Here is a 13,059-nt window from a genome sequence, read left to right on the forward strand (position 1 = left end):
TATCTGGCGGGGCTTCCTGGATGCTGGCCGCGGCGGCGCCATCGACTGCCCAACCGCGGGCGGTCCCCGCCCCCGAGGGGCTGGCGGCAGAGGAGGTCACGGGCCCCTCCGCACGCTCGCCCCGGCGGCCATGACCCCGCGCAGGACGTCCGCGTTCGGGTCGAGGGTGTTTGCGTCCGGGGCAAAGCCATCCGGGCCGGATTCCCGGCCCACGCTGGTCAGCCTCCCCCGCCGACCGGCACGTAGCAAGGTGACTCCGGCCAGGAGGTAGCCGGCCTCGGAGCTGAAGGCGCGACCCTCGGCGTGCAACTCCCGGAGCCGCCGGTGGACCACCGGCTCACGGCTGTGGCGGCCGAAGGGGATCGGCCGGGCGCACCAGTCGGCGACGAGATAGCCCGAGCACGCGGCGTGGTCGATCACTCCGAGGGGGTCCGCGATCGAGGCCATCATGAGCATGAGGACGTCAAACGGTCCGGACAGCAGCCGACGCGTCACCTCCGCACCGCTTTCCCCACCCCACAGCTCGGGGGCGGACGTGTCACCCGTAGGGGCGGCCAGGTATGGCGGGTTGGCGATCGCGACCCGCTCCGGGCCGTCGAGGCCCTGGTCGAAGAAGTCACCTGGCTCGACGGAGTAGCCGGGCGGCGCTTTCAGCGCCACCAGCCGGCTGGCCATCCGGAATGATTCCGGGTCGCGCTCGAAACCTCGGACCTGAACCGGCACCTCGCAGCGCCGCAACGCCTCGACGATCGGCAGGCCCGACCCGGCCCCGAGTTCGACGACACCGTCGCGCAGGTACGGAGCCGCCGACGATGACGTCAGCAGACGTTCGACGCACCAGGCATAGAAAGTCGACTCGACCGGGTCGTAGAACATGCCTGCCCCCCTCATGGGCGCACTCGCCACGGCGCGCATCCGTACCGCGGACCTGCCCGGGAACGCGGGCGGTAACACCCGGCCTTCATCTCTCGGTCAGGCGCGGACCGGCTCCTCGGCACCGGCCCGCTCGTCCTCCTCGGCATCGGCCCGCTCGTCGGGCTCCGAGTTCTGGTCACTGGATTCCGGACTGCCACCCTGGCCGCGGGACGTCGCCGGCACCTGATCGTTCTCGTCATGGGTGGCCTGTGCGTCTTCCAGGTCCCGCGTGTTCTCGCCACTCTCGTCGGATTCGTCGTCCGGGGAGCGCACGACTTCACCGTCGCGGATCTCACCCCGCCAGGAACCGGTGGCCTCTCCGCGGAGCGTGATGAAGCGGCGGAAGTGCTTCAGATCCAGTCGTGCTCGCCGCCCGCCCGCGCGCCAGATGTTTCCGGTCTTCTCCATGAAGCCGCTGGGGTAGTACTCCATGGCCAGCAGCACACGGGTCAGGTCGTCGGCGAGCGGGTGGAAGGTGACCGCGCCCTTGACGGAGCCTTTCGCTCCTTCGGAGGTCCAGACGATCCGGCGGTCGGGAACCTGTTCGGTGACCTTCGCCTGCCAGCTGCGACGGGACTTGAAGACCTTGACACGCCAGTTCTGCTCGGTCTCGCTCTTGGCTTCGACCGCCTCGACACCCTTCATGAACTTGGCGAATTCGGCATACTGGGTCCACTGGTCGAAGGCCACGGACACCGGGACACCGATGTCCACCGACTCCTCGATGTTCGTCGCCTTGGGTGGGCCGCCTTTTCCGCCGGCGCCGCCCTTGGCCGCGCCGAGAGCCCCCTTCACCTTGTCCTTGACGTTCGACATGACCGACCCGGCGGCCGCCCTGAGTGGAGACTGGCCCTCGGCCAGGCGTCTCGCGCCGTCTATGAGCGACGAGGTCTGCCCGCCGGAGTCACCCAGGTCATTGAGCTTGTCCGTGCCGGAGGAGAGACGTTCGCCGATACTGCCGGCCAGCCGGCTGCCGCCCGCCTTCGCAAGGTCCTGCACCTGGTCGGCGAGCCTTCTGGTCGCCGGGTTGTTCAGGAGAACTCCGGTCAGCCCTTTCGATTGCTCCGTCGGCCGCGTCATCGCGAACCTCCACCGGTCGATGCCTGCGTCCGCTCGCGCGGGCCACGGAGGGCATCCCTGCGCCGCCCGCCAGACCTGTCGGGAACCCTGCGGTCGGCGGCGTCGTGGCCGTCGCCGGCGCCACGATCCTGGCCTGCCTCGTGCTGGCCCTCCTCGTGCTGGCCCTCCTCGTGCTGGCCGGTCGTGCTCGTTTCGTCGCCGCGGCGCGGCGAACCGCTGTCGCCGTTCTGGCCGGTGCCCGGCACCACCGAGGTGGCGACGTCCTCCACGGCGCCGCGCACCGCCTCGCCCTCGTCGCGGGCGAGCTTCTCCGAGCCGCCCAGTGCGGCTGTCAGCCGCTCGGTTCGCTGCGCCAGCGTGTCGGAAAGCCGGTTGATCTGGGACTCGTACACAGCGACCGCGGCACGCCGACCGGCTTCGGTAGCCGGGCCCTTGAGCTGATTGATCAACTGCTCGCCGTCGGTGGAGCGCGTGAGTCGGCCGACCTGGTCGCGCAGGATGTCCTTCGCGTGGTAGTTGCGGCCGGAAAGCCACATGCCCAGGCTGATGGCGGCCTTGGCCTTCTTCGTCCGGCCAAGGACATACCCTCCCATCAGTGCCAGGGCGCATTTGACGTTGCTCATCAGGGCTCCTTTCGCTCCCGGTCGTCGCGCGTGCCGCCGCTACCCGCGCGGTCGGCGGGCTCGCGGGTGTTCCGCTGTTCGCCTTCCCCGCCCCAGCCCCATCGGCCCGAACCGCCGAAGGCGTCGCCGGTGGTGTCCGCGGCGGGCGCTGTCGTGAGGACGCGGGCCGGGAAGTCGACGAAGTCGACCGCGGGCAGCGGTCCGACGTAGTCGACCTTCAGGGACGGACGGGCCGCCCGGACGCGCTCCACGGCAGCGTCGAAATCGGGCAGCCTGTCAGCAGGCACGAGAAACGCCCAGCTGAGGGCGGGGTCCTCCGGGCCGCCGTGATGCCGCCGAGGCCGGTCCGCGCGTGCCAGCGGACGCAGGTCGTCCAGGATCTCCTCCGCCTGTGCGGTCCGGCGGGCGACGACGAGGTCCGCGATCTGCTGGCCGAGCTGGATGCGGGCGTCCAGATCATCTGGAGGCGGAGCGTACGCCAGCGGGGTCCCGGCCACCGCTTCCGCGAGTTCGACCTGCTCCTCCTCCTCTATGTCGAGATACAGCTCGACCAGGCCGTCGATCGCGTCCAGTTGCTCGGGCAGGCCGTCCTGGACAGGTTCGAGGACCTCGGTGCGGACCGATTCGTCGTCCGGGGCGACCGTTCCCAGCCGCACCGGGAGCACCGGGCCATCGGCGAGCAGCCGCTGGAGGATCTCCAGATGTCTTATGGCTTCGTGTTCGCCCAGCTCGCCGAGGTCCGTCGTCTCGCTGACGACCGCGGCGAGCGGCCCCGAGCGCACCAGGCGAAGCGACGCCGCCGGGTGCCCGATGCCGAGGGCGGGGCCGGGGCCCGCGTCCCGCTCCTGGGCCGGCAGCGGATGGTCCGCCCGGACTATTCCGTAGAGCACGACAGGCATGGCTCAGCCTCCCCGGCCACCTCGCCGCTCCGCCGGAGCGGATCGCCCGGCGGGTATGTCCCGCGCGTCGGCGTCGGAGTGGGACGGCGACCCGCGCAGTACCTCGGCGACGTCCTCGGCGGTGTCCTTGAGCCCGCCCAGGGCTCCTTTGACCTTGTTGCGGGACGTGCCGTCGGTCACCTCCTTCATGAGTCCCGGCAGCCCCGCCACCTGCTCCTGCGGCTGCATGTCCAGCCGGTTCACGGCTTCGGCGAACCGGAGGTACGTGTCGACGCTGGCGATCACGATGCGCGCGTCGATCGTGAGGATCTCGATGCCGACCAGTGCGACACGTACGTAGGCGTCGATGACGATGCCCTTGTCGAGCACCACGTCGAGGACGTCGGCCAGGCCGCTGGGCCTGGGCGCCCGTCCCATGGGATAGCTGGCGACGGTCATGGCACTGTCCTCGCCTTCTCCCGGGGACCAGCGCCCCGGAAATTCGCCCTGGGATCGGCCGCGGCCCGCGGGCCGGGCCAGTCGTCGTCCGCGGCGAGCAGCCGGCCAGCCTGCGCCACGGCGGTCTGCGCCTCCTCGGCCGACAGGCCCAGCGACTCCCGTACCTGCACCAGGCTGGCGCGGATCTCCAACAGTGCACGGCCGAGATCGTCGATCTGCGTGGCGGTCAGCCCGCCGCCTTCCATCCGGCGGATGGCCTGCCGCTCCAGGACCTCCCGGAGCAGCTCCAGGACGACGACCACGAGCTGACCGAGCCCGCGCCCGACGTCCTCCGGGTCCGCGTCGAGTCGCAGGCGCGGGCCGTCACGGTGCCCGGCGGTCGTCATGGCCGGACCTCACCGGCTCCTTCGAGCGCGGTCTGGACGCCGACCAGAAGCAGGCGGAGATCAACCCGGAGGAGGTCCACCCCGGCGAGTGCGACGACCACGTCGCCGCTGACGACCGCGCCGGTGTCGACAAGCCTGTCCAACAGGTCCGCGAGCGGCTGCGCCGAGGTCCGCGCGGTGCGCCCCGGGCGGCGCGAGGGCGCCGAGGCGGTTCCGCGCGCCGAGCGGCGGGCAGGCCCCTGCGGGTGCCGCGGCAGTTCTTCCAGCCGCGGGAGCCCTTCCAGCCCTGGCTCTCCCGTTCCGGGCAGCCCTTCCACCCGGCCCCGTGGCCGTCGCCGGGTACCGGCGTCACCACCGCGGGGCCGCGGTGTCGGGACGAATCGCTGATCAGTCACGCTCTTCACCTGGTTCGTGCAGTGCACCGTCATCGGGCCACCCACCGTGCGGGACGGCGAACCGGTCGGACCGCCTCGCTCCCGGGCTCGGGCCGGGAGCCGCCGTCGGGCCCGGCGCGGCGCCCGGCCCGAGTCCAGCTCCCGGCCCGAGTCCGGCGCCGGCGCCGGACGTCCCATCCCCGCCGAGGGTCAGATGGACGAAGGAGTAGGGCGGCCAAGGCCCTGTCACCACGGCGGCGTAGCCGACCTCCGACAGGGACGGGGCCAGCCGCTCGGCCGTGTCGAGGAACTCCTCCTCCTCGTCGCGGTCGACGAGGTAGGCGCAGTCGAGGATCCGGCCCGGTCGGCTCGGGCGGCGGGCGACGTCACGCGCGTGCGCGAGCAGTTCCCGGCGCGTCCGGTCCACGAGGCGGGATATCTCCTCGCGCTGTCGTTCTTCCTCGCGCATCTCGTCTCGGCGGGCCGTCAGGTATGCGGTACCCGAGCCCGGGCTGGTGGTGCTTTCGCCGCCCCCGCTCGATCCCGCTCCGGCCGGTTCCGCTGCGTCGGTTTGCCCGGTCGGGGTCGGGACCGACTCGTCCGCGGCGAGACCGGTTGCGTCAGGTGCGGTCGGGCACTCGGCGTCGATCCGGAAGCCCCACTCGCGCGCGCCGCGCAGCGTGTCGAGCGCGCCGGTCAGCTCGTCCTCGGGATCGTCGAGGACGCCCATGGCCTCACGCTCGCCGGCGAGGACGGTCCCGAACCGGAGGGGCAGCACCGCGGCGCGGTCCTGCAGCTCCCGCAGAACCTGGTCATGGCCGCGCGCCAGGGCGGCGAGACGTCCCGTCTCGGAAAGGTCTTCCTCGATGTCGCTCAGCAGCGCCGGGTCGATGGCCGAGACCACGAGTGAGACCCCGCCACGCGTGACGGCATGGGCACCGGTGTCCGCGGCGAGGCCTGGCAGGTCATCGACATCGGTACCGGCAGGGACGATCCCATAGGCGTACAGCGCCCGATTCCGCTCGCTCCCCGCTGGCCGGTCGTCGCGACCGCCGGCCCTGGGTTCGTCGCGGCCGCCAGGCTGAGTGCCATCCTGAGGCGCGGCGAGGTGGTCGCTGGTCGCGAGGCGGTCGTCGGTCGCGACGTGGTCGTCGGTCGCGACGTGGTCGTCGGTCGCGAGGCGGTCGCCGCGGGACTCCGGCCGGGCAGGGGAGGACACCGATGCTCGGGACGCCCCGGACGAGGGCGGGCCCGCGGGAGACGAGGGCGCGGCTGCCGCAGCGGATGGCGCGCCTGCGGCCGTTCGCTCGCAGGCGACTCTGGTGATCTCCTGGGCCAGGAGCTGCGCGAGCTGCGCCCGCGCGACCTCACGGGCCTCGGCTACGGCGTCGGCCAGCACGCCGGGCGCGAGCCGGGCCGCCAGCTCGTCGAAGACGCCGAGATCAGCGTCCGCCGCGTCCACGGTCAGGCCTCCTTCCCGCGTCCTCCTCCCAGAACGGCCGCGACTCGTCACGGCGGACCGCCGCCGCCCGGCGCCCGGCGAGCGGCCGCGTCGAGGACTCGACCGCCTCCGGTTCCCGGTGGGGTAGAGCCTGGCCGGCCGAGCCCTCCAACCGGGCGAGCCTGGAGCGCAGTTCATCGTTCTCCGCGTGCAGCGCCCGTACGGTCTCCTCGCGCAGTTCTCGCTCCTGCTCCTGCTGCAGCGACCGTGCCTCGCTGCTGTAGAACGGGTCGGTGGTCCACCAGTCCAGGCCCATCTCGCGGGCGGTATCTGCTGATGCGATGAAAAGGCGCAGCTTGAGCGTGAGGAGCTCCACGTCGAGAACACTGATGACCACGTCACCGACGATGACGACTCCCTTGTCGAGCACCCTCTCCAGCACGTCAGCAAGAGAGTCCGAGTGCCGCCCGCTCAGCGTTCGCAGCCGCGAGGGGCCGGCGAGGGGAGCGCGATCTATCGTCATGACTCACGATCTTCCGAGGGTCACATGACCCCGGGTCAAACGAACACAACATCCGGCCTGGACCGCACCGCGGCGGCCGTTCGGCGGCTGGTCGATGGCCAGTCGGCGGCTAGGGCGGCTAGTCGGTGGCGCCGCGCACGAACCTGCGCAGCCGCTCGTAGCCCATCAGGCAGCCTCTGTCGTCAACGTCGAGTCGGTAGGTGGCGATCACGCTGGTAGTCGACGGAATGCGCTCCAGCTCGGTCAGATCGACCAGGAACGACCACCCGGAGTCCGTCCTGCGTGCCCCGGTGACCCGCTCGGGAGTCTGACCCACCAGCATTCCGAACTCCTCAAGGCAACGACTTGCGACAGTGGCGAGCCCGCTGTCCGCGGCCATCCGCGATGCCCGTCGCCCGTCCGCCGAATCGTCGGCTGGCATGTCTCCTACATGAGGTCTGTCGACCCCTCCCGGGTCCGTGGAGGGGAGCCGACCCGAAACACCTTGCGTGCGTTCCCCTGCCCACTCGATGTCGGCGCAAACGCGTGATTCGCGGCGCGATGATCCTGCGACCGCGAGCGCACAGGAACGCTCATGCATGTCCCGTGCGCTCAGCGCAGCCAGCGGCGGTGGCGCCGGCGAGCGAGTTCGGGCCAGCGTGCGGTGAAGGCGTCCCTGGTCAGGTGGGCCCGTTCCCGTTCACCGCCGAGGAGGAGGCCGTAGGCGAACGAGGATTCGCCGGCCTGGTTGGCGGCGATCGCGAACTCGCGCAGGACGCCTTGGGCGATCACGCAGTCCTGGTGCTCACCCAGGCTGTTCTGGATCTTCTTGGCCCGCCCGGCGTGCTTTTCGGCGTGTTTCCCGTAGACCGGTGTGGCGGTCTCGGCGGCGTAGCGCAGTTGCTTCGCGGCCTTCCGCGCGGCGTGCAGGGCGACGTCCTGACCGGCGCCGGCGGGGGTGCGCAGGGCCCGGTCGACCCGGCGACGCACCTTGCGGTCGGCTTTGCGGATAGGCCCGCGCAGGGCCCGCGCGGCTGGACGGTACGCATGCGGGGAATATGGTGGCTCCGCGACGAAAGTGATCAGATCGTCGAGGAAAGTCAGATACTGGGCGTCGCGCATCCAGGCGAGGGCCTGTTCACGGCCACGCAGGTGCTGCGAGCGCAGGTGGCCCTGAACCCGGGCGGCGACGGGGCCCAGCAGGTCGCGGTCGTCGAGTGCCTCGATCGCGGTGGTGAACCGATCCAGCTGGACCTCGCCGTCGCGGGCAGGGTTGAGCAGCAGGTTGAGCTCTCGCAGCCTGTCCTGCAGCGCGAATGTGGGGGTCGGGTCGAACAGCCGTCGGAACGTGCGCAGGCAGCTGCGCAGGCGGCGGGCGGCGACTCGCAGGTCGTGTACGGACTCCGGGTCACCGAGGCGCACGCGGGCGTCGGCGGCGAGCAGGGCTCGGGTGTGGGTCGCCAGATAGCCGCGGACGATCTCACCCGCGTTCTCTTCGGCGTCGACGCCCCGGCTGGATGGTTCGCCGAGCTCGGGGAGTTCCGGCCGGGGCACCTGCGATCCGAGCGCCCGGGCGAGCTTGGAGGGCCCGGCGGCAGGCTGTGCCCCGGCACCACGCAGGGCCGCGCCGGCCGCCGGCAGAACGCGGGGATCGTCGCCGAGCGCCTCGATCTCGATCTCGCGCCAGCGGGACACCGTCGTCGCCGAGCCGAGCGTCTGGGCGTGGACCTCGTCGTCGGCGAGTTCCACCAGGTCCTGTCCGTCGGGGGAACGCAGCGTCGTCGCGCGACGGAGGGTCTGTACCCGCGCGACGGGCCCCAGCGGCCGGCCCCGGGTGGTGGCGGCGACGATATCGGCGAACTCGCCCGGAACGGTGCCCTCGCTGGAGGGATCCCGTTCGACCACGTCGAGGGGACGGCGGATCTCGTCCCGGGCGGCACCGGAAAGCGGCAGCTTGAGATGCCATCCCGCGTCCCGGCCGCCCTGCCTGCGGCGCAGCGTGATGCGATGGCGGGCCAAACGGAGATCGTCGGTGTCGTAGTAGACGGCGTCGAGACGCGCCTCGCTCACCGGGCCGACCGAGGCGATCCCGGCGTGACCGGTCAGCGGCGGAACGACGAACGTCAGGTCGACGTCGAACTTGGCCTCGACCTCCCGATGCCGAGATGTCGGTGCAGGCATAACGCCCTCCATATCCGTCGCTCCGGTTCGTTTCGGACGTACCCGCTCCGATCGCGGTAACCCACCGAGCACCACACTCCTGCGTTTATGCCGAAGTACACGGAGCGTGTGCCGGGCCTGGGCACGGGTACGCGTCCCCTGCGCGACGTGCTCAGCGGCCGACAGGTCGGGCATCCTGCTTCCGGTCGTCGATGAGGCCGCCCGGACACGGCCGGGCTGGCCTGGCTTCAGCCCTCCGCCCGGATCCCTGACTTCAGCTCTCCTCCCGGATTAACGAGTCGGGCGAGAGGAGATCGGTACGTCATGACCAACAAGAAGCGCCAGGCGCAACAGGCTCGCTCCGAGGTCCCGTCGACGGTGGCCCGTTCGGATGACAAAGCCGTGCGCACCTGGAAGAAGACCCACGATTCGGCCGTGGAGACATACGGGGAGGGAGAGCGTGCGCACCGAGCGGCATTCGCCTCCCTCAAGCACACCCATGAGAAGACCGGCGACCACTGGCAGCCGAAGGCGGCTGCCGGCCCCTCGGACGAGCAGGCGGCAAAGCCGACCGGACAGGCGCTGCGTCATCCGTCTCCGACGGCGGAAGGCGTCGACGCCAACGCCTCCGTCGCACATCTGCGCGGCATCGCGAGAGACCTTGGAATATCAGGTCGTTCGACGATGCGGAAGGCGGACCTCATCGCGGCCATCAGGAAGGAGAACCGGCGAGCCACCGCAGCGGCCCGTCACCGCAGTTCGTGACGCCTCAGCCCCCACCTCGCCGCTGGCCCGGTCCGGTCGGTCCATCCATCGGTTCCGCTGGTTCCGGCGGTTCCGGCGGTTCCGCTGGTTTCGTCTGGGATCAGCCTCGCCGGGTCAGGAGCTCCTGGGCCTTGGTCCGCAGCCCGGCGGACAGCACACCCCAGCGGTTCTCGTCACCCTTGAGCAGGGCCGCGGCGGCGTCCCGCGCCTGGTCGAACGTGGCGTGCGGGGGGATCGGCGGGAAGTCGGGATCGGTGCGGACGTCCAGCACGGTCGGCCGCCGGGCCGCCAGCGCCCGGTCCCAGGCGCTGCCGATCTGCCCCGGCTCGTCGACGGCGATCCCGTCCAGGCCGATCGACCGGGCGAAGTCCGCGTAGGACACCTCGGGCAACATCTGGGACTGGGGGAACTTCGGCGCGCCCTGCATCGCCCGCATCTCCCAGGTCACCTGGTTCAGGTCGTTGTTGTGCAGCACCGCGATCACCAGGCGCGGGTCCGCCCACTCCTGCCAGTAGCGGGCGACGGTGAGCAGTTCCGCCATCCCGTTCATCTGCATCGCCCCGTCACCCTCGAAGACGATGACCGGCCGGTCGGGATGCGCGTACTTCGCCCCGATGCCATAGGGCACACCCGGGCCCATCGTCGCCAGCGTGCCCGACAGTGATCCCCGCATCTCCCCGCGGAACCGCAGGTCACGCGCGTACCAGTTCGCCGCCGAACCGGAGTCCGCGGCGAGGATCGCGTTGTGCGGCAGCCGCGACGAGGCCTCCCAGAACAACCGCATCGGATTGATCGGCTTTCCCTCGACGAACGCCTCCCGCTCCACGGTCTCCCACCAGCGGGCGACGTTGCCCTCCACCGTCTCCCGCCAGCCGCGGTCCTCCTTCCGCCGCAGCAGTGGAATCAGCGCGCGCAGGGTCGCCGCCGCGTCACCGACCAGATTCACCTCGTACGGATACCGCATCCCGATGTACTTCGCGTCCACATCGATCTGCACCGCCCGGGCCTGGTCCAGCTCGGGGAGAAACTGCGTGTACGGGAAGTTCGACCCCACCGTGAGCAGCGTGTCGCAGTCCCGCATCAGCTCATAGCTCGGCCGGGTCCCCAACAGGCCGATCGCCCCGGTGACGAACGGCAGGTCGTCCGCAAGCACATCCTTGCCCAGCAGCGCCTTCGCCACCCCCGCCCCCAGCAGGTCGGCGACGTCCACCACCTCCGCCCGCGCACCCCGGGCGCCCTGCCCCACCAGCATCGCGACCCGCTGCCCGGCGTTGAGAACCTCCGCCGCGGCACGCACCCCGTTGTCATCCGGGGACACCTCCGGCCAGCGGACACCCAGGCTGGACGGAACCATCCTGAACTCGTGCGACGGTCCCGAATAGGCCAGCTCCTGAACATCCGCCGGAATGATCACGCAGGTCGGCGCACGCTCGGCGAGCGCAACGCGAAAAGCGCGGTCCAGCACATTCGGCAGCTGCTCCGGGACGGTCACCATCTGCACGTAGTCGCTGGCGACGTCCTTGAACAGACTGAGCAGATCCACCTCCTGCTGGTAGGAGCCACCCATCGCCGAGCGGTCGGTCTGGCCGACGATCGCGACCACCGGAACGTGGTCGAGCTTCGCGTCGTACAGCCCGTTGAGAAGGTGAATCGCCCCCGGCCCGGACGTCGCGGCGCAAACCCCCACACGCCCCGAGAACTTCGCGTACCCGACCGCCGCGAACGCCGCCATCTCCTCATGCCGCGCCTGCACGAAACGCGGCCGGTTCCCGGCCCGGCCCCACGCCGCCAGCAATCCGTTGATGCCATCACCCGGATATCCGAACACCTGCTCGACACCCCACTCGCACAGACGAGCGAGGACGTGGTCTCCAACGGTCTGGCTCATTGAAGGATGTCCTCTCTTGTTCCGGTATACGGGCGCGCCTCTTGTTCCGGCATGTGGGCGCGCACCGACACAGACGCGCTGCCAGCGGGTACCGCCCGCCTCCGACGGCCGTCCCCGGAGGACGGGTACCAAAACGCATCCGCCGACAGGGCGCTATCGCGGTTCGTCTCCGGCAGGCCGGGCAGGACCCCGGATGTCAAGCCGGGCAGACCGGATAAATCGCGTGGAGGAGAGGAGATCGGAATGGCTACCACCGTGGCAGAGGTGATGACCCGAGCGCCGGCAACCGTCCGGCCGGACGAGACCCTCGCCGAGGCCGCACGGACGATGCGGGAGACCGAGGCCGGCGACGTCCTCGTCGTTGACGACGGTGAGCTCGTCGGCATACTGACCGATCGCGACATCGTGATCAGAATCGTCGCGGAGAGCAGGGACACGTCCACCGCGAAGGTTCACGAAGCCTGCAGCGCGGAGCTGGAGACAGTCACCCCGGACACCTCGATCGACGACGCCGCCGAGCTGATGCGGCTGCGCGCGGTCCGGCGACTGCCCGTGGTGGAAGGCACGCAGCCCGTCGGCATCATCAGCCTCGGCGACCTCGCGATCACCCGCGACGAGGAGTCCGTGCTCGGGCAGGTCAGCGCTATGCCCAGCAACCGCTGACCGCCGCTGATCGGCAACCGCTGACCGCAGGACCGCTGACCGCAGGACGCACGGAGGAGACCGGATCGTCCGCCCCCGCCCACTGCGGGAGCGGACGGATCCTGCGGGAACGAGCGGTTCTCCTCCAGCCGTCGGGGCACAACGGGCCACGTCCTGGCCCGACCCGCCGGACCTGTTCACTGTGGCGATCGTCGACCCGGCACGGAATACGGTAGAGAAATGCAACAGGGCAACCCGGGAAAAGAGAGTTTCTGGCTGGATTCCGGGAATCCGGCGGATCACCGAGACGGAGCCGGCCGGGCAGACCTGGTCGAACAGATGCTGCTACTACTCGGAATCGGACAGAGTCTGTCGGAGGAGGACGCAGCCCGCGAGTCCTCGTAGCAAGGCGGAGGGCCGTCAGACGCGGTGAACCTGTGCATTGAACACCTCGTCGACGGCGTGCCCGCGAAGATCCTCCAACTCGTCGGCCTGCTCCCGGGCGCGATCGAGGAGATGATCGAGGAGTTCGGGGCTCAGCCTCTCGTCGCGGTTCGCGACCGCCCGCAACGTCCGCCACAGTCGTGACTTGCCGTTCACGCCGAGCCACAGTGTTTCCAGCTCGATCACCGAACTCATCGGCGAGCGCCGCAGCAGCCGGTTGTTCAGCTTGAGCCGGCCCACCTTCTCCGCGACACGCCCGGCCAGCTCCTTGTGGCCCCGTCGCGACACTCCGAGCGTCCCCATGATCTGTAGCAGGGTCGCCCGATCCTTCTCGACCGCGGCCGCCGTGCGTGCCAGCGCGGGACCGGCGGGAGTGCCCTGATGCACCCGCGCCAGCCGATGCGCGAGATCGACGCCAGCGCCGGCACCAGCGAGGTGATCATTGAGATAGGTGCCCAACAGTCGCGGATCCGATTCGTTGGTCACATGACCCATGCCCCCG

15 protein-coding genes are annotated in these 13,059 nt (G+C 70.7%); 2 read left to right on the forward strand and 13 right to left on the reverse strand.

The features are described 5' to 3' along the window. Positions 1-96: 96 nt before the first annotated feature. From AWX74_RS31445 to AWX74_RS31495, 11 genes are all read right to left on the reverse strand, one after another. Positions 97-891, reverse strand: a complete 795-nt coding sequence (locus AWX74_RS31445; RefSeq protein ID WP_226931017.1) for a class I SAM-dependent methyltransferase — start codon at positions 889-891, stop codon at positions 97-99. An 81-nt stretch (positions 892-972) separates the two neighbouring features. Continuing rightward, a complete protein-coding gene (locus tag AWX74_RS31450; protein WP_091284183.1) occupies positions 973-1,995 on the reverse strand; it encodes an SRPBCC family protein in 1,023 nt (340 codons plus the stop codon). Further along, entirely contained in the window at positions 1,992-2,618 is a 627-nt protein-coding gene (locus AWX74_RS31455) for a hypothetical protein (protein ID WP_091284185.1), read from the reverse strand. Before AWX74_RS31455 ends, AWX74_RS31450 begins: the two co-directional genes overlap by 4 nt. Beyond that, the gene (locus AWX74_RS31460) at positions 2,618-3,517 is read right to left on the reverse strand and encodes a GvpL/GvpF family gas vesicle protein (RefSeq protein WP_091284187.1); all 900 of its coding nucleotides are present in this window, start codon (positions 3,515-3,517) and stop codon (positions 2,618-2,620) included. Before AWX74_RS31460 ends, AWX74_RS31455 begins: the two co-directional genes overlap by 1 nt. Positions 3,518-3,520: 3 nt before the next feature. Then, the gene (locus AWX74_RS31465) at positions 3,521-3,955 is read right to left on the reverse strand and encodes a gas vesicle structural protein GvpA (protein WP_091284190.1); all 435 of its coding nucleotides are present in this window, start codon (positions 3,953-3,955) and stop codon (positions 3,521-3,523) included. Beyond that, the gene (locus tag AWX74_RS31470) at positions 3,952-4,341 is read right to left on the reverse strand and encodes a gas vesicle protein K (protein WP_091284191.1); all 390 of its coding nucleotides are present in this window, start codon (positions 4,339-4,341) and stop codon (positions 3,952-3,954) included. The genes AWX74_RS31465 and AWX74_RS31470 overlap by 4 nt, the downstream gene beginning before the upstream one ends. After that, positions 4,338-4,736, reverse strand: a complete 399-nt coding sequence (locus tag AWX74_RS40940) for a gas vesicle protein (protein ID WP_091284193.1) — start codon at positions 4,734-4,736, stop codon at positions 4,338-4,340. Before AWX74_RS40940 ends, AWX74_RS31470 begins: the two co-directional genes overlap by 4 nt. Further along, positions 4,729-6,177 (reverse strand): GvpL/GvpF family gas vesicle protein, encoded by a 1,449-nt coding sequence (locus tag AWX74_RS31480; protein ID WP_091284196.1) that lies wholly within the window; start codon positions 6,175-6,177, stop codon positions 4,729-4,731. Before AWX74_RS31480 ends, AWX74_RS40940 begins: the two co-directional genes overlap by 8 nt. Next, the gene (gene gvpJ / locus AWX74_RS31485; protein ID WP_091284198.1) at positions 6,158-6,679 is read right to left on the reverse strand and encodes a gas vesicle protein GvpJ; all 522 of its coding nucleotides are present in this window, start codon (positions 6,677-6,679) and stop codon (positions 6,158-6,160) included. The genes AWX74_RS31480 and gvpJ overlap by 20 nt, the downstream gene beginning before the upstream one ends. A 118-nt stretch (positions 6,680-6,797) precedes the next feature. Beyond that, positions 6,798-7,259 (reverse strand): gas vesicle protein GvpO, encoded by a 462-nt coding sequence (gene gvpO, locus AWX74_RS42320; RefSeq protein WP_341271988.1) that lies wholly within the window; start codon positions 7,257-7,259, stop codon positions 6,798-6,800. An 11-nt stretch (positions 7,260-7,270) separates the two neighbouring features. Further along, the gene (locus AWX74_RS31495) at positions 7,271-8,839 is read right to left on the reverse strand and encodes a CYTH and CHAD domain-containing protein (RefSeq protein ID WP_091284202.1); all 1,569 of its coding nucleotides are present in this window, start codon (positions 8,837-8,839) and stop codon (positions 7,271-7,273) included. Between the two features lie 303 nt (positions 8,840-9,142). Here AWX74_RS31495 and AWX74_RS31500 point away from each other — a divergent pair, with 303 nt between their 5' ends. Continuing rightward, on the forward strand, positions 9,143-9,583 hold the full coding sequence (locus AWX74_RS31500; RefSeq protein ID WP_091284204.1) for a ChaB family protein: 441 nt from the start codon (positions 9,143-9,145) through the stop codon (positions 9,581-9,583). 100 nt (positions 9,584-9,683) lie between these two features. Here AWX74_RS31500 and AWX74_RS31505 read toward each other — a convergent pair whose 3' ends face one another. Further along, positions 9,684-11,471, reverse strand: a complete 1,788-nt coding sequence (locus tag AWX74_RS31505) for a thiamine pyrophosphate-requiring protein (RefSeq protein WP_091284206.1) — start codon at positions 11,469-11,471, stop codon at positions 9,684-9,686. Positions 11,472-11,714: 243 nt separating this feature from the next. Between AWX74_RS31505 and AWX74_RS31510 the strand changes: the two genes are divergently transcribed. Then, positions 11,715-12,134 carry a CBS domain-containing protein gene (locus tag AWX74_RS31510; protein WP_091284208.1) on the forward strand — a complete coding sequence of 140 codons (420 nt, stop codon included), beginning with the start codon at positions 11,715-11,717 and terminating at the stop codon, positions 12,132-12,134. A gap of 399 nt (positions 12,135-12,533) precedes the next feature. Here AWX74_RS31510 and AWX74_RS31515 read toward each other — a convergent pair whose 3' ends face one another. Then, positions 12,534-13,052 carry a hypothetical protein gene (locus tag AWX74_RS31515; RefSeq protein WP_091284210.1) on the reverse strand — a complete coding sequence of 173 codons (519 nt, stop codon included), beginning with the start codon at positions 13,050-13,052 and terminating at the stop codon, positions 12,534-12,536. Positions 13,053-13,059: the final 7 nt, after the last annotated feature.

The sequence above is a fragment of the Parafrankia irregularis genome, from assembly GCF_001536285.1.
Taxonomy (GTDB): Bacteria; Actinomycetota; Actinomycetes; order Frankiales; family Frankiaceae; genus Parafrankia; species Parafrankia irregularis.